The 20,364-nt window shown below is 70.0% G+C and carries 17 protein-coding genes and 1 pseudogene; 9 read left to right on the forward strand and 9 right to left on the reverse strand.

Annotated features, from left to right (window positions below):
- Positions 1-6: 6 nt before the first annotated feature.
- Both N0B31_RS21080 and N0B31_RS21085 read right to left on the reverse strand, forming a co-directional pair.
- Positions 7-1,722 carry a formate--tetrahydrofolate ligase gene (locus N0B31_RS21080; protein WP_260593624.1) on the reverse strand — a complete coding sequence of 572 codons (1,716 nt, stop codon included), beginning with the start codon at positions 1,720-1,722 and terminating at the stop codon, positions 7-9.
- A 259-nt stretch (positions 1,723-1,981) separates the two neighbouring features.
- The gene (locus N0B31_RS21085; protein ID WP_260593625.1) at positions 1,982-3,427 is read right to left on the reverse strand and encodes a trimethylamine methyltransferase family protein; all 1,446 of its coding nucleotides are present in this window, start codon (positions 3,425-3,427) and stop codon (positions 1,982-1,984) included.
- Between the two features lie 220 nt (positions 3,428-3,647).
- Between N0B31_RS21085 and folP the strand changes: the two genes are divergently transcribed.
- From folP to N0B31_RS21105, 4 genes are all read left to right on the forward strand, one after another.
- Positions 3,648-6,077, forward strand: coding sequence for a dihydropteroate synthase (gene folP / locus N0B31_RS21090; protein WP_260593626.1), 2,430 nt, complete (start codon positions 3,648-3,650; stop codon positions 6,075-6,077).
- Positions 6,078-6,463: 386 nt separating this feature from the next.
- Positions 6,464-9,073, forward strand: a complete 2,610-nt coding sequence (locus tag N0B31_RS21095) for a GcvT family protein (RefSeq protein ID WP_260593627.1) — start codon at positions 6,464-6,466, stop codon at positions 9,071-9,073.
- Positions 9,074-9,141: 68 nt separating this feature from the next.
- Positions 9,142-9,903: an electron transfer flavoprotein subunit beta/FixA family protein gene (locus tag N0B31_RS21100; RefSeq protein ID WP_260593628.1), complete on the forward strand. Its 762-nt coding sequence runs from the start codon at positions 9,142-9,144 to the stop codon at positions 9,901-9,903.
- A gap of 2 nt (positions 9,904-9,905) precedes the next feature.
- Complete coding sequence (locus tag N0B31_RS21105; RefSeq protein WP_260593629.1) at positions 9,906-10,874, forward strand: electron transfer flavoprotein subunit alpha/FixB family protein; 969 nt, start codon at positions 9,906-9,908, stop codon at positions 10,872-10,874.
- A gap of 118 nt (positions 10,875-10,992) precedes the next feature.
- Here N0B31_RS21105 and N0B31_RS21110 read toward each other — a convergent pair whose 3' ends face one another.
- Positions 10,993-11,154 carry a hypothetical protein gene (locus N0B31_RS21110; protein WP_260593630.1) on the reverse strand — a complete coding sequence of 54 codons (162 nt, stop codon included), beginning with the start codon at positions 11,152-11,154 and terminating at the stop codon, positions 10,993-10,995.
- Between the two features lie 166 nt (positions 11,155-11,320).
- On the opposite strand from N0B31_RS21110, the gene N0B31_RS21115 reads away from it, so the two are divergent.
- The 3 genes from N0B31_RS21115 (at position 11,321) to N0B31_RS21125 (ending at position 14,346) form a co-directional block, all read left to right on the forward strand.
- Complete coding sequence (locus N0B31_RS21115; RefSeq protein ID WP_260593631.1) at positions 11,321-13,054, forward strand: aldehyde ferredoxin oxidoreductase family protein; 1,734 nt, start codon at positions 11,321-11,323, stop codon at positions 13,052-13,054.
- 114 nt (positions 13,055-13,168) lie between these two features.
- Positions 13,169-13,825 carry a DUF998 domain-containing protein gene (locus N0B31_RS21120; RefSeq protein ID WP_260593632.1) on the forward strand — a complete coding sequence of 219 codons (657 nt, stop codon included), beginning with the start codon at positions 13,169-13,171 and terminating at the stop codon, positions 13,823-13,825.
- A gap of 92 nt (positions 13,826-13,917) precedes the next feature.
- Positions 13,918-14,346 (forward strand): universal stress protein, encoded by a 429-nt coding sequence (locus N0B31_RS21125; RefSeq protein ID WP_260593633.1) that lies wholly within the window; start codon positions 13,918-13,920, stop codon positions 14,344-14,346.
- A 43-nt stretch (positions 14,347-14,389) separates the two neighbouring features.
- Here N0B31_RS21125 and N0B31_RS21130 read toward each other — a convergent pair whose 3' ends face one another.
- Entirely contained in the window at positions 14,390-14,788 is a 399-nt protein-coding gene (locus N0B31_RS21130) for a helix-turn-helix domain-containing protein (protein WP_260593634.1), read from the reverse strand.
- A 415-nt stretch (positions 14,789-15,203) separates the two neighbouring features.
- Here N0B31_RS21130 and N0B31_RS21135 point away from each other — a divergent pair, with 415 nt between their 5' ends.
- Together N0B31_RS21135 and N0B31_RS21140 are read left to right on the forward strand one after the other, a co-directional pair.
- Complete coding sequence (locus tag N0B31_RS21135) at positions 15,204-15,353, forward strand: DUF7512 family protein (protein WP_260593635.1); 150 nt, start codon at positions 15,204-15,206, stop codon at positions 15,351-15,353.
- 2 nt (positions 15,354-15,355) lie between these two features.
- Entirely contained in the window at positions 15,356-16,387 is a 1,032-nt protein-coding gene (locus N0B31_RS21140; protein ID WP_260593636.1) for a sulfite exporter TauE/SafE family protein, read from the forward strand.
- Positions 16,388-16,691: 304 nt separating this feature from the next.
- On the opposite strand, the gene N0B31_RS21145 is transcribed toward N0B31_RS21140, so the two are convergent.
- The 5 genes and pseudogenes from N0B31_RS21145 to N0B31_RS21165 form a co-directional block, all read right to left on the reverse strand.
- Positions 16,692-17,441 carry a hypothetical protein gene (locus tag N0B31_RS21145; protein WP_260593637.1) on the reverse strand — a complete coding sequence of 250 codons (750 nt, stop codon included), beginning with the start codon at positions 17,439-17,441 and terminating at the stop codon, positions 16,692-16,694.
- A 78-nt stretch (positions 17,442-17,519) separates the two neighbouring features.
- Positions 17,520-18,368, reverse strand: coding sequence for a universal stress protein (locus tag N0B31_RS21150; RefSeq protein ID WP_260593638.1), 849 nt, complete (start codon positions 18,366-18,368; stop codon positions 17,520-17,522).
- A 103-nt stretch (positions 18,369-18,471) separates the two neighbouring features.
- A complete protein-coding gene (locus N0B31_RS21155; protein ID WP_260593639.1) occupies positions 18,472-18,933 on the reverse strand; it encodes a helical membrane plugin domain-containing protein in 462 nt (153 codons plus the stop codon).
- 1 nt (position 18,934) lies between these two features.
- A pseudogene (locus N0B31_RS21160) lies at positions 18,935-20,079 on the reverse strand (NAD(P)/FAD-dependent oxidoreductase).
- The gene (locus tag N0B31_RS21165; protein ID WP_260593640.1) at positions 20,076-20,312 is read right to left on the reverse strand and encodes a sulfurtransferase TusA family protein; all 237 of its coding nucleotides are present in this window, start codon (positions 20,310-20,312) and stop codon (positions 20,076-20,078) included. The pseudogene N0B31_RS21160 and the gene N0B31_RS21165 overlap by 4 nt, the downstream one beginning before the upstream one ends.
- Between the last annotated feature and the right edge of the window lie 52 nt (positions 20,313-20,364).

Genomic DNA, 20,364 nt, shown 5'->3' on the forward strand with positions numbered 1-20,364 from the left:
CCCGACTCAGAACAGCCCGGAGATGGTGCCGTCCGCGTCGATGTCCATGTTCGCCGCGGCGGGTTCGCTCGGGAGGCCCGGGAGCGTCAGCACGTCACCCGTCAGCGCGACGAGGAAGCCGGCGCCGGCCGAGGGGTACACCTCCGTCACCTCCAGCGTCCAGTCGTCCGGCGCGCCCTTCTTGCTCGGGTCGTCGCTGAGCGAGTGGAACGTCTTGGACATGCAGATGGGCACGTCGTCGAAGCCGTGGTCGGTCAGGCGCTCGATGTCGTCCTCGGCGCTCCCGTGGTACTCCACGCCGTCGGCCCCGTAGATCTCCGTGGCGATGGTCTCGATCTTCTGCTTGATGGGGACGTCGAGGTCGTAGAGCGGCGTGAAGTCCGAGGGCGTCTCGGCCGCGTCCACGACCTGCTCGGCCAGCTCGACGCCGCCCTCGCCGCCGTCGCTGAACACGTTCGACTCGGCGGCACGGATCCCGAGGTCCTTGCAGTGGTCGATGACTGCCTGCACCTCCGCGTCGGTGTCCCCGGGGAAGCGGTTCACCGCGACGACGACCGGGACGCCGAACTTCTGGAGGTTCCGGACGTGCTTGTCGAGGTTCGCCAGCCCGCGCCGGACCATCCCGACGTCCTCCGCCTCGAGTTCGTCGAGGTCCGGCGGCCACATCTCCTGCCCGTGGTACTTGAGCGCCCGGACGGAGGCGACGAGCGTCACCGCGTCGGGTTCCATCTCGCCGAACCGGCAGACGATGTTCATGAACTTCTCGGCCCCGAGGTCGGAGCCGAACCCGGCCTCGGTGACGAGGTACTCGGAGAGGCTAGAGGCGAGTTCGTCCGCCATCAGCGAGTTCGTGCCGTGGGCGATGTTGGCGAACGGGCCGCCGTGGACGAACGCCGGGGTCCCCTCGATGGTCTGGACGACGTTCGGCTTCAGCGCGTCGCGCAGGAGGATGGTCACCGGCCCGGTCGCGTCGATGTCGTCGGCCGTGACGGGTTCGCCGTCCTCGTCGTAGGCGACGATGATGCGCGAGACGCGCTCTTTCAGGTCCTGCAGGCTGTCGGCGAGACAGAGCACCGCCATCATCTCCGAGGCGGCGGTGAGGATGAACCCGTCCTCGCGGGGGATGCCGGTCACGTCCCCGCCGAGGCCCACCACCGTCTCGCGTAGCACCCGGTCGTTCATGTCGATGGCGCGGGGCCAGTTGACCCAGTTGACCGCGATGTCGAGCTCGTTGCCCTGCTTGATGTGGTTGTCCAGCATCGTCGAGACGAGGTTGTGTGCCGAGGTGAGCGCGTGGAGGTCACCCGTGAAGTGGAGGTTGATGTCCTCCATCGGGAGTACCTGCGACCACCCGCCGCCCGCGGCACCACCCTTCACGCCGAACACCGGGCCGAGCGACGGCTCGCGGATGGCGATGAGGGCGTCCTTGTCGATGTGGTTGAACGCCTGACCGAGCCCGACCGTCGTCACCGTCTTCCCCTCGCCCAGCGGTGTCGGGGTCATCCCGGTGACGAGGACGAGCTTCCCGTCGTCCTCCTTCTCCGCCGTCGCCCGCTCGATGGCGTCGAGTTTCACCTTCGCCTTGTACTCCCCCTGGAGCTCCAGGTCCTCGCGGTCGAGGCCGAACGGTTCGACCACGTCCGCGATGTGGCGCTTCTCGACTGACTGTGCGATCTCGTAGTCGTTCGGTATCGAGGAACCGCTCTCGTCTGGGGGTGACATGTCCCGACGTTCCGGAGACGCGGTTATCAATGCTCGCGTACACATCAGCAGTCGGTGAGGTCGTGGTTCGTCGCCTCGGCGTTCCTGACCGGTCTCGTGGCCCGTTCGGCGAGGGATGGGTGGCTATCACGGGCCTGACGGGTGGTGGACGCCCGCCGCGTGCCGGTCGCGGCGCTGGCCCCATCCTGACAGTGAAATGGTAGAGCGTGGAGTCCGGTGCGCTGGTGGTCGTCGTCTGCCCCCGGCTCCCTTCGCTCGGTCAGTCTCCGCCGTGCTCGGCGACGTAGGCCGCGAGTTCCCGTTCGGCGTCGGCGTCCATCGGGGGACGCTCGTAAGCCGCGAGCCGCCGCTCGACCCGTTCGTGGGCCTGTTCGAACGCCGACTTCCCGCCGTCGTCGGCCCAGTCGCGGTGCGCGCGCTTGTCGACGAACGCCGACCGGAAGAAGCCGCTCTCGCCGCCCGCCGCCGAACCGGCCGCGCCGACGAAGTGGCCGGCCGGGTCCGTCCCCCCGATGCGTTCCAGGTCGAGGTGTGCCTCGTCCACGGCGAACCCCTCGCGGAACCGGTCGAGACACCGCATCGCCTCGCAGTCGAGGACGAACTTCTCGGGCGAGATGGTGGAGTACGACTCGAGGATGCCGGCCGCGTTGAGGACGAAGTCGATGCCGGCGAAGTCGGTCACCGTCTGGAGGAACATCGACTCGAAGCCGCTCTGGTGGTCGACGGACTTCGCGTCCGAGAGGCCGCCGCCGGCCCGGGACGGGAGGCCGTAGAACGTGGCGAGTCGCGCGGCGGCGGCGACGAACAGCGCGGACTCCGGCGTGCCGATGGAGAGCGAGCCGTACCGGGGGTCAACGGTCGCCGTCGGCACGCCGTAGACGACGGGCGTGCCGGGGTTGACCAGTTGCGTGAGCGTGATGGCGAGGAGGTTCTCGGCGTTGGCCTGCGCCAGCGACGCCGCGAGCGTCGGCGGCCCGGACGCCCCGGCGACGGTGAACGAGGAGACGATGGGGGGCTGCCCGTGCTCCGCGTACGTCAGGAGGCCACCGAGCATCTCGCGTTCGAGGCTCCGGGGCGGGACCGTGTTGACCAGCCCGGCCACGTAGGGCCGTGCGAGCTCCGGGTCGCCCGTGGCGATACCGACCATCTCCATGCAGGCACGGGCGCGTTCCTCTCCGTAGGTGGGACCCATCACCGGCTTGTCCGTGAGCGTCAGCGCCCGCTCCAGCATCTCGTAGTGTCCCGTCGCCTCGTCGATCGCCGGCGGCTCGCAGACCCGATAGCCCGTACAGCCGATGGCCGTCTCGACCTGCGCGAGCTTCACGAGCCGCTCGTAGTCAGCGCGCGTGGCCGGACGCCGGCCCTCCGCGTACGTCCGGACGTTCGGGGGACCGTAGCCCGGCGTGCGGACCGGCGGGCCGTCTCCGCCGACGACGACGTCGTTGGCCGGGTTCCGCGCGTGGAGGGTGAACGACGAGGGGGCGGCTCGGACGGCGTCCTCGACGACCTCGCGGGGGACGGTGACCACGTCCCGCTCGTCGACGTGGCCGCCGTGGCTCTCGAGCAGCGAGCGGGCACGCTCGTGGCCGAGCTTGACGCCGAACTCCTCGAGGATGCGCATGGACGCTTCGTGGATGGCCGTACACTCCTCCTCGTCGAGTCGGTCGAGCGACGGCAGGCCGGTGGCCGTCCCGTCGTGATCCATGCCCCAACAGTACCCCCATTCGCCGGATAAGGGTTCGCGTCGGCACACCGTTCTGCCGAGGCGAACCGGCCGCTGTCGGGCGGTCGTGGGCCGTCGGTGACCGGCCGTCCTCCCGTGCGCGTCCGCGCGTTCCTCCACCTGCACGTGGGCTGAGTGGTTGTGCTTCGACACCCCCCGAATCCGGGATTTAATACGCTGTCTGTCACAACGTCTCGGAGTCATGGAGTACCACGAGGCGGTGAACCGTCTGGAGCGACTACGGCGGCTCCGGCCGAAACTGGGGGTGGGGACCACCGCCTCCCTGCTGGAGACGCTGGGGGACCCACAGGAGGGCCTCCCGGCGGTGCAGGTCGCCGGGTCCAACGGGAAGGGGAGCACCGCGCGAACGCTGGAGCGCGTCCTGCGCGAGGCGGGGCTGACCGTCGGGCTCTACACCTCGCCGGACCTGAACGACCTGCGCGAGCGCATCCGCGTGCGAGGCCAGAAGATACCGAAACACGAGGTGTCGCGGTTCGTCGAGGTGGCGTGGCCGGAGATCGTCGACCGGTCGGTCGAGGGCGACGAACCGACGTTCTTCGAGACGTTCACCGCGCTGGCGCTCTGGCGCTTCGACCGCTCGGACGTGGACGTGGCCGTCCTCGAGGTGGGCATCGGCGGGCGCTACGACGCGACGAGCGTCGTCGACCCGGTGGCCAGCGCCGTCACCAGCGTCAGCCTCGAACACACCGAGATCCTCGGGGACACCGTCGAGGAGATCGCCCGCGACAAGGCCAACGTCACCCCCGCGGAACGACCCCTCGTCACGGGCGCGACGGGGGCGGCCCTCGACGCCATCCGCGCCGACCACCCCGTCCTCACCGTCGGCCCGGAGGACGCGGACGTCTACGCCAGCGAGGGCGAGGTGGTCTCGCCGACGGCGTCGAAACTCTCGCTCGTCGGCCCGGACTGGGCCGTCGAGACGCGGACGCCCCTGCCGGGCGCGCACATGGCGACCAACGCGGGCATCGCCGCGACGCTCGCCAGACAGGTCGGGGACGCACTCGGCGTGGACGTGACCGAGGCCGACATCGCCGCGGGCGTCCGGAACGTCCACGCTCCCGGCCGGTTCGAGGTGATGGACCACGCGCCACTGACCGTCCTCGACGGGGCGCACAACCCGGACGCGTGTGTGAAACTGGCCGACACGCTCGAACGGCTCGAGTACGACTCGCTCCACCTCGTGTTCGGCGCGATGCGCGAGAAGGACCACCCCGCGATGTGCCGCGCGCTCCCGGCCGCCGACCGGGCGTACCTCGCGGAACCCGACGTGGAACGTGCCCGCGGGACGGACACGCTGGCGACCGTCTTCGACCGGGAGACGGACGCCGCCGTCGACACGTTCGACTCCGTCCTCGGGGCGCTGGAGGCCGCCTGCTGGGCGGCCGACCCGGGCGACTGTGTCCTCGCCACGGGGTCGCTCTACACCGTGGCGGAGGCCCGCGACCACTGGACGCGGAGTCCGCGTGTCGTGCGTACCGACTCGCACGGGGCCGCGCGTGAGGCGCTGGCCAGCGCGGACGTCCCCCGCGCCGTCCGGACGGACCGGGTGGACGCGATGGTCGACCGGACGCTCCGGTTCCACGTCCGCCGCGGGCGGGCGGGCGAACTGGTCGGTCGGATGCGCTCGCTCGGCGGGACGGGCGCCGTCTCGGGTATCGAGGCGGCCGACCAGCACGTCGAGGTGGTGCTGACGGGGACGCTCGACCAGTTCCGCGACCTCGTGCGGTACGTCCGGGCCTGCCCCGACGGCCGTCGCCTCGCGGGACGGGTGAACCGGGCGCTCGGTATCGGCACCGACGAGACGCCCGCCGCCTACCCCTGGCACGACGGCACCGCCGTCATGGGCATCCTGAACGTCACACCCGACTCCTTCCACGACGGCGGGGAGTACGACACCGTCCCGGCGGCCGTCGACCGGGCCGAGGCGATGGTCGTCGACGGCGCGGACATCGTCGACGTGGGTGGGGAGTCGACGCGCCCCGGTGCGGACCCGGTGCCGGCGGCCGAGGAGCGCGAGCGCGTGGTCCCGGTCGTCGAACGACTGGCCGACCTCGACACGTTCGTCTCGGTGGACACCCGGAAGGCGCTGGTGGCCGAGGCCGCACTCGAGGCCGGCGCCGACATGGTGAACGACGTGACCGGCCTCGGGGACGCGGCGATGCGCGAGGTGGTCGCCGCCCACGACGTGCCGGCCGTCGTGATGCACAGCCTCTCGGCACCGGTGGACCCGCACCACCGCTACGGTTACGACGACGTGGTCGACGACGTCCTCGAGGGGCTGACCGAGCGGGTGTTGCTTGCCGAGCGTGCGGGGATCGACCGCTCGAATCTGCTCCTCGACCCGGGGCTGGGGTTCGGCAAGCGGGCGGCCGAGAGCTTCGAGCTCCTGGACCGACTCTCCGAGTTCCGGGCGCTGGGGACGCCCGTGATGGTGGGACACTCCCACAAATCGATGTTCGAGGCGGTGGGGTGCGGTCCCGACGAGCGACTCGCACCCACCGTCGCCGCGACGGCCCTCGCGGCAGAACGCGGCGCGGACGTCGTCCGGGTCCACGACGTGGCCGAGAACGTCGCCGCCGTCGAGACGGCCCGGAAGACCCGGGGGGAGTGACCGGGCGCCGAACCACGACCTGTCAGGCCCTGGTGGGGTTGTGTGGACGTGCGGGTGCGCGGGCGCACCGGGCCGCCTGCTCCGGACTCGTCGTCGCTCCCCACACTGCCCGAGTGAGTCCCCGGATGGCGCGAGGATGGGCGTCTCGTCCGTGTTCGGGGTCCAGTGGGGTGGACTCGGCGTGGCGCAGCGACTACCGGTTCGACCCGCCGAGTCCCCGTGTTCCACGCACATCGTATACGGAATCTGTCAGGTATACGGCCTTTTAATATCGGGCGAGACCCGAACTCGTGAACGAACATGAGATTGCCAGACCCTAGCACGGGTATCGCGTCCGCAGACCTGACGTCGGGCGAGGCAGCCCCGGCGACGGCGGGTGGTCGGCGATGAGTTCGAAGCAGTTCCCGGCCTCGGCCGAGACGGTCATCCTCGGCGCGGGTATCGTCGGGAACAGTCTGGCGTACCACCTCGCTCGGTACGGTCGGGACGACATCGTCCTCGTCGACAAGGGGCCGCTCCCGGACCCGGGCGGCTCGACGGGCCACGCCTCGAACTTCCTGATGCCGGTCGAACACTCGAAGGAGATGACCCACCTCACACGGCGCTCCATCGAGCAGTACAAGGAGTTCGACACGTTCGTCAACTCGGGCGGTATCGAGGTGGCCCGCACGGACGAGCGGGTCGAGGAACTGAAACGCCGGGTGCAGTCGGCGAAGGCGTACGGCGAACCGGCCGAACTCCTCACGCCCGAGGAGGTGGAGGAGATGCTCCCGTACGTCAACACGGACATCATCAAGGCGGGGTTCTACAGCCCCGGTGCCGGCACCTGCGACCCGCTCCGGGCGGGCGAGGTGATGCGGGCCCGGGCCGACGCCATCGCCTCGGGCGAGGTCGCCCCCGAGAACGTGGGCGAGGTGCAGGCCGACGGCGGCGTCCAGACCCAGCGACCCGAGAGCACGGGGGGGCTCCACGTCTCGCCGAACACGGAGGTCCTCGACATCCACGTCGAACACGGTGAGGTACAGGCCGTCGAGACGGACCGCGGGACCGTCGAGGCCGACGAGGTCATCATCGCGGCGGGGCTCTGGAGCCCGAAGCTCGCGGAGATGGCGGGCGTCGACATCCCGCTCACGCCGGCCGTCCACCAGATGGTCAGCGTCGGGCCCATCTCCTTCTTCGAGGACTACGAGGGAGAGATCTCGTTCCCGGTGCTGCGTGACATGGACACCCAGATGTACGAGCGACAGCACGGCAACGACCTCGAGGTCGGCTCCTACCAGCACCGGCCCATCCTCTGGGACGTCGACGACGTGCCCTCCATCGACGAGGCACCGCTGTCGCCGACCCAGCCGCCGCTCACGGACGACGCGTTCGAGCAGTCGATGGCCGACGCCCTCGAGATCGTGCCGGATCTGCTCGACGACCCGAACGCGGGCATCCGCCACGAGATAGACGGCCTGCTCTCGCAGACGCCCGACGGCGGCCCGCTCCTCGGCCCACTGCAGGACGTCGAGGGGCTGTGGTCGGCCGCGGCCGTCTGGATCAAGGAGGCGCCGGCCATCGGCGAGGCCATCGCCCAGCTGATGACGCGGGGCTACTCCGACATCGACATCCACGCCTCGGACGTCAACCGGTTCTACCACTACGGCACCTCGCGGGAGTTCGTGAAGAACCGCGCCCACGAGGGGTTCAAGAAGACGTACGGCATCGTCCACCCGGCCGAGCAGTGGCAGTCCTCGCGGCCGCTCCGGACGAGTCCGTTCTACCACCGGCAGGACGACCTCGACGCACGGTTCTTCGAGGCCGCCGGCTGGGAACGACCCCAGTGGTACGAGTCCAACGAGGACCTCCTCGAGGAGTACAGCGAGGAACTCGAGGGGCTGGACCGCCCCAACGAGTGGGACTCCCGCTGGTGGGACGAGACCATCCTCGCCGAGCACCTCCACATGCGTGACAAGGTGGCGATGGTCGGCGACATGGGCTTCGGCATCTTCGACCTCCGTGGCGACGACGTGACGGCGTACCTCGAGGGGATGGTCGTCGGCCGCGTCGACGTCGACGTCGGCAAGACCGTCTACACGCCCGTCCTCGCGCCGAACGGGGGGTTCGTCTCGGACCTCACCATCGCGCGGCTCGGCGAGGACCACTACCGGGTCGTGACCGGCGGTGCGGCGGCCGGCTCCGACCGTTCGTGGTTCCAGAGCCACATCCCCGAGGACGCGGACGTGAAGCTCATCGATAACAGCGAGGCGCTCTGCACGCTCGGGGTCTGGGGGCCGGACGCCCGCGACCTCGTCCAGAGCGTCACCGAGGAGGACGTGTCCCACGAGGCGTTCCCGCCGTACACGGCCCAGGAGATCACCGTCGGCGAGGTGGACGCGTGGGCGATGCGCCTCTCGTACGTCGGCGAACTGGGCTGGGAGATATACGCCCCGATGGGGCAGGGCCAGCGGCTCTGGGACGTCCTCTGGGAGGCCGGACAGGAGTACGACGTCCGCCCGGTCGGGATGGGCGTCTACGGGACCACCGGCCGACTGGAGAAGGGCTACCGCCTGTTCGGCCACGAACTCGAGTCCGAGTACGACCCCTCGGAGGCCGGGCTGACCTTCCACGGTGTGAAGGACGCCGACTTCGTCGGGAAGGAGGCGTACGCCGAGGCCATCGAGGAGGACGACGCGGCGACGCTCTGTACGCTCTCGGTCGACGACCACACCTCGGAGTCCGGCGAGCGCCGGTTCATGCTCGGCGGTGAACCCATCGTCGACGAGGACGGCGAGGTCATCGTCGACGAGGAGGGCCGCGAGTCCTACGTGACGAGCGCGGGCACCGGCCCGACGGTCGGGAAGCACCTGCTGATGGCGTACCTGCCGCCGGAGTACGCGGAGGAGGGCCAGCAACTGCAGGTGGAGTACTTCGACGAGACGTACCCGGTGACCGTCGAGGTGGCCGGGAGCCGACCGCTGTTCGATCCGGAGAACGAGCGCATCCGGTCCTGAACCGGCGGCGCTCGACCCGGATCCGACTCGCCCCTGACGACCACACGACCCACAGCACACGAAGGAACATGGATACACTAGCTTGTGTCAAGCGCGTACCGGACACCGGTGCGAAGATCGTACTGACCGACGACCAACGAGCCATCGACACGTCCAACCTCGGGTTCACGATGAGCCCGCACGAGGAGTGTGGTCTGGAGGAGGCGGTGCAGATCGCCCAGGACACCGGCGGGACGGCGACGGCACTCACCCTCGGCACCGCGGAGGCCGACGAACAGCTCCGGACCGCGCTGGCGATGCAGGCCGACGAGGCGGTGTTGCTCGAGACCGAGGAGCGCGAGTGGGGGCCCCTCGACACCGCGACGGCCATCGCCGACTACGTCCGGGAGACGGACGACGAGTACGACCTCCTCCTGTTCGGCACGGAGTCGGCGGACAACGGGAACTACCAGGTCCCCATCCACGTCGCCACGCAGCTCGGCCTGCCGGTGGTGACGGCCATCAAGCACATCGAGGTGGAAGACGACACGGTGGTCGCCCGACGCGAGGCGGGCGGCGGCGAGGAGGTGTACGAGCTGGAGACGCCCGCCGTCGTCGGCGTCAAGGAGGGACTGAACGAGCCGCGCTACCCGTCGATGCGCTCGAAGATGCGCGCCCGGCAACAGGAGGTCGAACAGCACCACCCCGAACCGGGCGGCCGCGACCGGCTGGAGATGGTCCGGCTGGAGGCGCCCGAACAGGACGAGGGCACCGCCGAGATACTCGGCGAGGGGCCGGAGGCGACGCCACGTATCGTCGAGATACTGCAGGAGGACCTGGAGGTGCTCTGACGATGGTGCTCGCACTGGTGGAACACGAGGCGGGCGTGCCGGAGGACTCGTCGCTGGAGATGCTGACGCTGGCCCGTGGCGTGGCCGAGGAGACGGACGAACCGCTCACGGCCGTCGTCGTGGGCGCGGAGGCGGCGGGCGTGGCCGACGACCTCGGTACCTACGGCGTGGAGACGGTGTACGTCGTCGACCACGAACGACTCGACGACTACGCGCCGGTGGCGTGGGCCACGAGCGTCGACCAGCTGGCGGCCGACCTCGACCCGGACGCCGTCGTCGCGCCCGGGAGCACCCGTGGGCACGAGGTGCTCGCGCACGTCGCGGCGCGCCGAGAGCAGTCGATGGCCGCGAACTGTATCGAGGTGACGACGGGCGAGGAGTACGAGCTCACCCGCCAGCGCTGGGGCGGGACGCTGCTGGAGGAGGCTCGTCTCGGCGGCGACACGAAACTGCTGACGGCGGCCGCTCACGAGGTGAGCGCCGAACCGGCCGACTCGCCGACGGAGCCTGCCGTCGAGTCGTTCGACCCGTCGCTCGACGAGGAGGCGTTCGAGGTGCGCGTGACGCGCCACGAGGCGTCCGACGTGGAGGGCGTGCCACTCGGCGAGGCACGCGTCGTCGTCGGCGGTGGTCGCGGCGTGGGCGGCCCCGACGGCTACGACCAGCTCGAGGAGCTCGCGGACCTCCTCGGCGGGGCGGTGGGTGCCTCCCGCGCCGCGGTCAACGAGGGGTGGCGGCCCCACGACGACCAGGTGGGACAGACGGGGGCGAAGATCTCGCCGAAGCTCTACGTCGCCTGTGGCATCTCGGGTGCCGTCCAGCACATGGTGGGCTGCAAGGGTGCCGAGAACATCCTCGCCATCAACACCGACCCCGAGGCGGCCATCATCCAGAAGGCACGTTGGGCCGTCGTCGGTGACCTCCACGAGGTGGTGCCGGAGCTCAACGAGTCCATCCGCTCGGCCAACTGAGGCCCGGTCTCCTCTTCCTGTCGCTCGAGGTTCAGGTTACGGTTCGGTCGGTAGCGTCAGCACTCGTGGCGTGAGCACGCCGAGAAACGGTCGGGTGACGAGACGTCGGTCGCGGTGGTTACTCGCGGCGGATGCGGGCGAACAGGTCGCCACGTTCGCGGAACAGACCGGTGACGAATCGCTCGACGAGCGTGGTGTCAGTGGGCGCCGCCCCAGCCGGGAGGTAGAACTGGCGCTCGGTCTGTGCTTCGGTGGAACCTGTGGAGTCGGTGCGTTCCATACTCGTGTTGGGTGTCCTGACGGTTTAACGATTTCGAAGATATCTTTACGAAATCCGAATTCGGATTCGTGATAGTGAAAGGTTCACACGGATTGTCCCGGTCACCCCCTCGCTGGGGGCCGGCGCGGGACAATCCTTTTCCTCGGGACACACCTCCGTCCGGTGGATGAGTGACGCGCCGTCGCGGATGCTCCGAGTCGACCTGTCGGCGGAGCGTGTCGTCTCGGAGACGGTGCCCCCGTCGTGGCGGCGGCGCTACCTCGGGGGGAAGGGCCTCGGCGCACGCTACCTCTACGACGAGCTGGCGCCCGGGACGGACCCGCTGGGCCCCGGGAACGCGCTCCTGTTCGTCCTCGGCCCACTCACGGGGGCGCTCCCGGGCGAACAGCGCTACGCGGCGGTGACGAAGTCGCCGCTCACGGGTGCGTTCCTCGACTCCTACGCCGGGGGCACGTTCCCCGCGAGGCTGGCAGGGTCGCTCGACGACCACCTCGGGGTGCTGGTGACCGGACGCGCCGAGGCACCGGTCCGGCTGGTCGTCGGCGACGGCGACGCCCGCGTCGAACCCGCCGAGACGTGGGGCGCGGACGCCGTGGAGACGGCACGCCAGTTCCCGGACGCGAGCGTCGCCTGCATCGGCCCGGCGGGCGAGAACCGCGTCACCTTCGCCACCATCGCCTCCGACGAGGCGGAACACCACGCCGGACGCGGCGGGGCGGGTGCCGTGATGGGTGCCAAGCGGCTGAAGGCCGTCGTCGCGTCCGGCGACCCACCGGCGGTCCCCGAGTCGGTGGCCGCATTGCGCGACCGGGACACCGGGCGGTTCACCGAGAGTCACACGGGGCGGTGGCTGGCGGCCTCGGGGACGCTGGAGACGGTCGACTTCGCCGACGAGACGGGCGTGCTCGCGGCCCGTGGCTGGCAGGAGCGGGGCTTCGACGGCGCCGACGACGTGGGTATCGATGCGGCCCGCGAGGCGGCGACGGGCCGCGAGCACGACGGCCCCGTCCCCGGCGGCTTCCGGGTCGAGACGGCCGCCGGCGAGACCGTCCCGCGGGGTGCCACCGGGATGAGTCTCGGGGCGGGCCTCGGCATCGACGAGTTCGACGCCGTCGCCGAACTGGGCGAGTGGTGCAACCGCCTCGGGCTCGACCTCATCGACGGGGGGAACGCGGTGGCCTGGGCCGCCCGTGCCGTCGAGGCGGGCCTCCTCGACCGCGACCTGTCGTTCGGCGACCCGGACGGTGCCCGGGCGCTCCTCGGCGAGATCGCGACCCGCGAGTCGAGGGTAGGCGACGCGCTCGCCGACGGGGTGGCGGTGGCCGCGAGGCGGTTCGGCGGCGAGGCGTTCGTCCCCTCGGTCAAGGAGATGTCGCTGCCCGCGTACGACCCGCGCGGGGCGGCGAGCATGGCGCTGGCGTACGCGACGAGCGACCGGGGTGGCTGTCACCGTCGTGCCCGTCCGGTCGAACGGGAGGTGTTCGACGGGCCGTGGGACCCGGACCGGGCGGCCGAGGCCGTCGTCGCCGCACAGGACGCCCGCGCGCTCCGCTGGAGTCTCGTGGCCGACGACTTCGCGGGCGAGGCGGTGGACGTCCCGGCGTGGCTGGCGGCGGTCGGAGCCCCGCACGGCGACCTCCCGCGGACCGGCGAGCGGGTCTGGACGCTCGTCCGGCTGTTCAACGCCCGCGAGGGGTTCGACCGGTGCGACGACTCGCTCCCGGCCGTGTTCGCGGGCGACGGTGGCGTCGACCCGTCGCGGTTCGACGCGATGCTGGACGCCTACTACGCGACCCGGGGCTGGAGCGAGGCGGGGCTGCCGACGCGGGAGACGCTGGTTCGACTCGGCCTCGACGACGTGGTGGACGCCGCGACACCGGTGGGCGACCCCGGGCCGTGAGCCGTCCCGCCGCCGTGTCGTGGGACCGCGTTCGACAGGGCGTAGCTCCCACCGGGTGGGACTCAGCGTCGCGATTGACAGCGCCCGTACTCGTCGCTCTAGACGGTGATACTCGTGGACTACACAGAACAGTTCGACCGACCGACCGCGGCGACGCTCGGGGAGCCACGCCGGCTCGCGGGCCTCGCCTTCCTCACCCTCGCGGGTGGGTTCATGACCGTCCTGATGCTCGGTGCGGCGATGGCGCCGGGCTACGACTTCGGCGGTGGCGCCATCAGCGACCTCGGGGTCGTGGCGGAGACGGCGCTCCTGTTCAACGCGGGACTCGTCCTCGTCGGCGTCCTCAACCTCGCCGGCGGGTACGCGCTGTACCGGCTCCACGGAAGCCGGTGGCTCCTCGGGGCGTTCGCGCTGGCGAGCGTCGGGGCGGTGCTGGCGGGGCTGTTCCCCCTCGACACCGGTGGGCTGCACAGCATCGGGGCGCTCCTCGCGTTCCTGTTCTTCAACGTGCAGGCGCTGGGGCTGGCGACCCGACTGACCGGGCCGATGCGGTACCTCTCGGTGCTGGCGGGCGTCGTCGGCATCGTCTTCGTCGGCGTGATGGTCGTCGGTGACGCCGGCAACCCCGCGGTGTTCGGCCCGATCGGGCACGGCGGGGCCGAGCGGATGATCGTCTATCCCGTGATGCTCTGGCTGGTCGCGCTCGGCGGCTACCTCCTCGGTGACGGCGAGATACGCCCTCCGACCAGGGTGTCCGAGACGGCCGACTGAACCGCCGGTCGGCGGTCTCTCTCCGGGGTGTGTGACCCTCCTCGAACCCCGTCTACCGACGAGCCTAAGACTCGGTGTGTGGTACGTTCGCTATGGACACTGTACTGCTCGCGACGGACGGGAGTGAGTACGCGACGCGGGCGGCTCGGCGGGCCATCCGGCTCGCCCGAGCGCGTGACGCCGCGCTCCACGTCCTCTGTGTGGTCGACCGGCGGAGACTGGAGGAGCCGGCGCTCGGCTCCGGTGAACTGGCGACCATCGCGGCCGAGGACCACGGCCACGAGTGTATCGCGATGGTCCGGGAGTTGGCCGACGAGGCCGACGTCACCGTGGAGGGGCGGACCTGTCACGGGGTCCCGCCGGACGAGATTCTGGCGTACGCAGACAGGATCGACGCCTCGGTCATCGTCGTCGGCGAACACGGCGAACACGCCGAGCACTTCGGCGGCGTGGGCCGCGCTGTGGCCGACCGGGCGGACCGGGAGGTCGTCGTGGTCTCGGCCGCCGAGAACGAGGCGTGAGGAGGGCTGGCCCCGCCCCGCTGGTCCCACCCAGGCCCGACGACTACGTCCGGAGTTCGGCCGGCGTGGCGTCCTCGTACTTGTCCTCGAACTCGCCGATGAGTTGGCCCATCTTCGCGTACCAGTCGTTGAGCATCCGCTGCATCTCGCTCGACACCTTCTGGGCCTCGGCCGGGTGATAGACGTGGTAGTACCCCCCCTGGTCGTAGTTGACCTGCTCCTTCTCGATGAACCCCGCCTCCAGCAGGCGCTGGACGGCGCGGTACGCGGTCGAACGCTCGCGGTCGACGCCTTCCGCCACCTCGTCGACGGTCAGCGCCGACTCCGCCTCGACGAGCGCCTCGAAGCACTCCCTGTCTAGCTGTTTGAGTCCGTGGAAACACTCCAGCAGTCCCTCGCACTCCATGTCCCGCTGGAGTTGCTCGGACATCGAATCGGGCATCTGTATCACCTGTAGGTACCGTTCGGACGGGTAAAACGTTTGTGCAGTATCCGTACAATCCACACGGACGTCCCTCGTGGGGGGCCCGACGGCGCCGAGCCAACGGACGGCGACACCGGTGCTGGGGCCGCGAGCGGTGGTCTCTCGACCGCTCGACCGGTCGCCACCGCGGTCACCCGTCCCCTGCACACCCGCGCCGGCACCACGGCACTGACGGCGACTCGGCGGGCGGCGAACCTGACGGCGACGCGACACCCTCCCGGTCCGTAGTTACCCATAACTTACGAGCAACCACCGGTAACCTACGGGGATATAGTATTGCACCCCGGACCCACAACCGTTATTAGCGGGCACTGTTTACCCCTGACTGCGCAGAAATCCATGAATTGCACAAGACTCTACGAGGTGTCGACCGATGTTCGGGATTGAGAGTGCCTCCGGCCCGGAGGGTGCGGCCCTGATAATCGGGCTGGTACTCGTCGAGGCCCTCATCCTCTACGTCGGCTACGGCGCCCTGGAACGACTGCTCGGTCCGACCCTCACCCGCATCCTGCGGGGTGAGTAGTCGTGGAACTGTTCGGCGTCGCCGTCACACTCCTGCTCACGTTCGCCGGGTTCGGCGTCCTCATCGGGCTCCTCTTCGGCTTCTTCGGGATGGGCGGCTCGTTCCTCGTCACCCCCGCACTGCTGGTGATGGGCTACCAGACGGACGTGGCCGTCGCGTCCGGCCTCGCGTTCGTGTTCGGTACCAGCGTCATCGCCACCCTGAAACACCGTGACCTCGGGCAGGTCGACTACAAGCTCGGGGTGTTGATGATCGCCGGGACCACCGCCGGCATCGAGGTGGGGAAGATGGGCCTCCACTGGCTCCAGGACATCGGGCTCGCCGACACCGTCGTCAGCGTCGCGTACGTGGCGCTGCTGGGCGGCATCGGCGTGTTCATCACCTACACCGCGCTCAAGGGCGACGGCGGCGGTGGGGTGAGCCACGACGCCGACGGCGAGATCGACGCGGACGACATCCCCGACATCGCCAAGAAGATACAGAGCTACCGCGTCCCCCCGATGATGAAACTCCGCGGCGGCGTGCGCGTCTCGCTCTGGATGATCCTCGTCGTCGCGTTCCTGACGGGGCTGCTCTCGGGGTTCCTCGGCGTCGGTGGCGGGTTCATCCGCATGCCCGCGCTGTTCTACCTCATCGGCGTCCCCGTCCCCGTGGCGGTCGGGACCGACCTGTTCGAGATCGTCTTCTCGGGCGGTATCGGGTCGTTCCTCTACGCCATCGACGGTGCGGTCGACCTCGCCATCGTGGCACCCCTGCTGGCCGGTAGTGCCGGCGGTGCCCGCCTCGGCGCGGCCGCCACCAGCCTCGTCGACGAGGACGACATCAAGGTCTACTTCGGCGTGATGCTGCTGCTGGGCGCCATCGCCGTCGCCGTCCGGAAGATCGGCGGCGTCATCGAGATGCCCGTCCTCGACACGGTCGCACTGGCCATCATCATCGGCGCGGCGCTGCTCGTCAGTGGCGCCGTCGTCGTCAGCTCCATCCGCGAACTCCGGACCGAGCGTGCAGACACCACGGTCCAGACCGCGGACTGAACTGGACCTCGCCCTCCGGCGCCGTCGAGATTCTCGGCAGGTGATCGAGACGGCGTGCTGACGGCAGCGGACCTCTCTGCCGAACGGACGACATTCAGCGACACCGACGACGGCGGTCCACGATTCGAGGTCGTTCCACGCCGACAGCTCCACGAACACGGGCGGCGCTCCAGCGACGACGTTCTGGTCCCGTAGCGTCGGGAGCTTCGGCGCCAGGCACGGGAGCCCCGTCTCCAGCGTCTCGTCGTCGAACCGAGCTCGAAAGCGAGACGCTCCATCCGGTCGCGACCGACCCGGGTCGGACTCAGATGAGCGTGACGACGAACGTGTACGCGACTGCTCCGGCGAAGAAGGAGCGGAACCGTCCACGTTCGGCCTCGGGGAGTTCCTCCTTGATGACGTTGAGGACGATGCCGCCGGAGACGAACGCGAACAGCCCGGTGACGACGAGGGGTCGAGCGAGCGTGGCCAAGCCGACGGCTGCGCCGAGGAGGGTGGCACCCGCGAGCACCCACCGCCCCACCCGGTCGTACTGTGCCCCGAGGTGGCGGCGTATCCCGTGGTCGGTGATGCTGAAGTGCAGTCCCATCGCGACGGTGTACAGCAGGAGGTTGACGACGCCTGGTACCTCCTGGTGGAACAGGAGGTAGCCGATGAGCCCGCTGTAGAGGGCGAACACGGAGATGTACCCCCAGAACACGACCGGCGGTAACTCGGACTGTTCGCCCGTGTTCTGCGCGACGAGGGCCTCCAGCCCGTAGAACACGACGAACCCGGTGAGCGCGACACCGTAGATCGCCTCTTCGGTGAGCGAGCCCTCCGAGACCCGCGGGTCCTCGACCACGAAGTGGGCTATCTCCGGGAGGAGCAGGACGAACACGTACGCGACGGCCGCTCCACCGGCGGCCGACAGCGCCGACCGCCCCGCCCCCGTCTCGCTGTCGACTCCCTCGCCGACGAGGAGGTGGACCGCCGCCAGGCCGACGGCTGACAGGGAGGCCACGAGCGGGAGTGACTCGAACGGCATCGTCGGAGCCGATGTCGCGAGCAGCATCTCTGCGGGGGGAATCGTCGGTCAGGAGATAGTAGTTGACACTATACTCAGCCGAGCCCCACGCTGAGTGCCCGCTCGCTACCCGAACTGACGCGGCGGGACGAGCAGGACGTTACAGCTCGCCCGGGCGGTCACCTTCTCCGAGGTGCTCCCCAGCAGGAGCCGTCTGATGCGGCTCCGCCCGCGCGACCCCATGAGGATGGACGTCGGGTCGAACTCGGCCTCGGCGGCCAGGATCTCCTCGACGGCCTCGCCCTCGCGGACGACCGTCCGCGTCTCGATGCCCATCCCCTCGAGGCGGTCGGCCAGTTCGGCCAGCCGCGCCTCGGCGTCCTCGACCACGTCCGGTTCGCTCCGTCGTTCCGGCGGGGTGACGTGCAGGAGGGTCGCCTCCTGCGTCGCCTCCTGCAGGTACCGGAACTGCTCGAACGCCCGCTCGGCGTTCTCCGAGAAGTCCGTGGCGTAGAGCACGCGCTGGAACAGGTGTTCGTTGGCGATCTCGTGCTCGTCCTCCGTCTCGACGATGCGCTGGACGAGCAGCGGCCGGACGGCGGTCCGCGCCACGTCGCGGGCCGTCCCCCCGATGAACCGCTCACGGAGCGGGCTCTTCCCGCGCGACCCGACGATGATGAGGTCCGCGCCGACCTGTTCGGCCAGGCCGTTGATGCGCCGGTGGGGCGTCCCCCGGACGACGTGTGTCTCGACGTCGAACCCCTCCTCCCTGAGGAGGTCCGCCTGCCGCTCGAGTCCGCGGCGGGTCTGCCTCCCGACGTCGCTCCCCGGCATCCCGGTGGTGACGTTGGGACTGGTGACGTTGAGCAGGTGCACTTCGGTGATGCCGTACCGGCCCAGACACTCGAGACAGATGCGGGACTCGAGGGCCGTCTCGATGGCGTCGGACAGGTCGGTCGCGAATACGGCTCGCATGCTCGAGTGGTCGTGACCGACGGCTATAGTAGTGTTGGTTGTTCCCAATACTCTGGGGGTAGCCGTGGGCAGCTCGCGGCGCCGATTCGGCGCCGCGGGCCGCTCACTCCGCGTCCGGGTCTGCCGCGCCGATGCCGCGTGCCAGCGCGACGAGGTAGCTCAGCCCGCGCCGGACCTCCGGGTCGCGCAGCGACTTCAGCAACGCCATCGCCGACGCCGACTCGGGGTCGGCTCGCTGGGCGTTCCCGACGCCTTCGAGCAACCGCGCGAGGCCGTCGCGGGTGTCCGGGTCGCCGGCGGTGTCGGCCAGTTCACCGACGTTCGACCCCATCCGGGCGAGCGAGACGACCATCTCGTCGGTCATCGCGTCCTGCCCGAGCGCGACCACGTCCAGCAGTTCGTTGACCGAGTCCAGTCGCTCGACGAACGCCGCGACGGCCTCGGGGTTCTCCTCGATGGCCGCGACGAGACGTTCGTCCGCGAGCGCCTCGGTCGGCTCCGGCGTCTCGGTGGTCTCCTCCGGTCGTTCGGTCTCCATCGCCTCGTTGGTGCTTCCGTCTGTCATCTCAGATCAACCCCCGTGCCGTCAGCCAGTACGACTCGTTGTACGCCAGTTTCGCCCAGTGAAGCGACTTCGACGGCGGCTTCGGCGCCGGCGGGTTGGTGTAGTCGAACTCCACGTAGGAGGCCGAGTCCATCCCCGTCTCGACGAAGCAGACCGTCTTGCCGTCGTAGGTGGCCGTCGCCGGCCGGTCGTGGACGGCGCTCGCGACGCGCTGGGCCACGACGCCGGCCTCGTAGTGCGCGACGCTCCCCGCCTTCGGGACGCCCGTGTTCGCCGTGTCGCCGAGCGCGTAGACGTCCTCGGCGTTCGTCGCCGCCAGCGTCTCCTTGTCGACGTCGACCCAGCCACGGTTGCCGAGTCCCGCCGCCTCGATCACCTCGCTCCCCCGGTGGGGCGGGATGGCGACGAGCAGGTCGTAGTCGAGTTCCGTCCCCTCCATCGTCTCGAGCACCTTCGCATCCGGGTCGACCGTCTCCGGGTTGCAGAACGTCTCGACGTTGATGCCACGCTCCTCCATCAGCGAGTGTGCCCACTCGGCGATGTGGGGGTTCCCGTGGACCCGCTGGATGGGGTAGGTGTAGGTTATCTCCACGTCCTCGCGCAGGCCGCGCTTCCGGAACCAGTCGTCGGCCATGAAGACGAACTCGAGCGGCGCCGCGGGACACATGTGCGGCGACCCGATGACCGAGAGCACGAGGTGCCCCTCGGTGAACGAGAGCAGCTCCTCCTGCAGCGCGAGGGCGCCCTCCTCGCTGTAGAAGTCGTGGCCCCCTCGACGAGGCCGGGGACCTCCTCGCGGTCGAGTCGCGACCCGGTCGCCAGCACGAGGTGGTCGTACCGGCGCGGGCCGTTCCCGTCGCGGTAGACGAGGCGCTTCTCGTCGGTGTCGATCTCGGTCACCCGGTCCTCGACGAGGTGGACCCGTCGGTCGAGCAGTTCGCGGAGCGGCCGCCGGCCGTCCGACGGCTCGCGGAGCCCGAACGGGACGTAGAGCCACACGGGTTTGTAGACGTGGTCGGGGCCGTCGTTGACGACGGTCACCCGTACCTCGCCCGCGTCGATCTCGGGGCCCAGTCGCTCGGCCAGGTCGTTGGCCAGGACGGCCCCGCCGGTGCCACCGCCCACGACGACGATCTCCTCGGTCATGACTTTCGCACCAGTATCCGGTAGTGGGTCCCCTCGTCGTCGGTGGCCACTACCTCGTTGCCCGACTCGGCGGCCCACTCGGGCACGTCGGTCAGCGACTGTTCCTCGTCGGTCAGGAGCGCGACGACCGCCCCGGTCTCCGCCTCACGGAACGCACCGATGAGTTCCATGAGCGGCCCGGGGCAGGCCGCACCCCGCGCGTCGACTGTCGTATCCGCTTCTGTCGTGGCCATCTTCACATCCGAACATCCGCTCCACGGAGGATAGTATTGCGCGCTAATTCCA

This window comes from Salinirubellus salinus, from assembly GCF_025231485.1.
Classification (GTDB): domain Archaea; phylum Halobacteriota; class Halobacteria; order Halobacteriales; family Haloarculaceae; genus Salinirubellus; species Salinirubellus salinus.